1 protein-coding gene is annotated in these 724 nt (G+C 70.3%); it reads right to left on the bottom strand.

Translation table 11 applies throughout. The features are described from left to right. Positions 1 to 28: 28 nt before the first annotated feature. On the bottom strand, positions 29 to 724 hold a 696-nt coding region (locus Q7A36_RS40460; RefSeq protein WP_305109437.1), incomplete at its 5' end, for an IS630 family transposase.

Here is a 724-nt window from a genome sequence, read left to right as displayed (position 1 = left end):
TTATTGAGCCGGCCGTGGTGTTCTTGAGCTAGGCTGCGTAGCGGAACTGCGGATGGCGGAAGAAGGCGCGAATGCGGTCCGGCCGCTTGGACAGGCTGCGCATGTGGTTGACGACAGTCTGCTTGAGCTGCGGCTTGCTGCGCGCCAGCGGCCTGGCGGTGACCGCCTGCTTGACGTCGCCGTTCACACCCTCGTCCGGGTTCAGCTCGGGGCTATAGGCCGGCAGGTGAAATACCTCGATCTGAGCCTCGCGCCCCGCCAGCCAGTCGCGGACCAGCCGTGCCCGGTGCACCTGCAAGCGGTCGAGGATGAGGAATACCTTGCGCCCGGCGTCGCGCACCAGGCGCTCAAGGAAGCGGATCAGGGTGGGTGCCTTGATCGCGCCGTCGAGGACCATCCAGCGCACCTCGCCCCGGTTGGTCACCGCCGAGACCAGGCCGACATTGGCCCGGCGGTGATTGGGGCGGACCACCGGGGTCTCGCCCCGCGGGGCGTAGCTGCGGCCGCGCACGTCGTCCGAGCGCAAGCCGCTCTCGTCGCCCCAGAAGATCACGCCGCTCTCTGCCTTGGCCCGCGCCGCGATCGCCGGGTACTCCCGCCGCAGCCAGCGCCGCACCGCGGCCGGGTCCTGCTCATAAGCCCGCCGCAGCGGCTTCTGCGGCGTGTAGCCCCAACGCGCCAGGTAGGTGCCCATCGTCCGCACCGCCACCGCCACGCCAAAGCG

It is taken from the genome of Paracraurococcus lichenis (genome assembly GCF_030657435.1).
GTDB lineage: Bacteria > Pseudomonadota > Alphaproteobacteria > Acetobacterales > Acetobacteraceae > Paracraurococcus > Paracraurococcus lichenis.
This window is presented reverse-complemented; position numbering and strand designations above follow the sequence as displayed.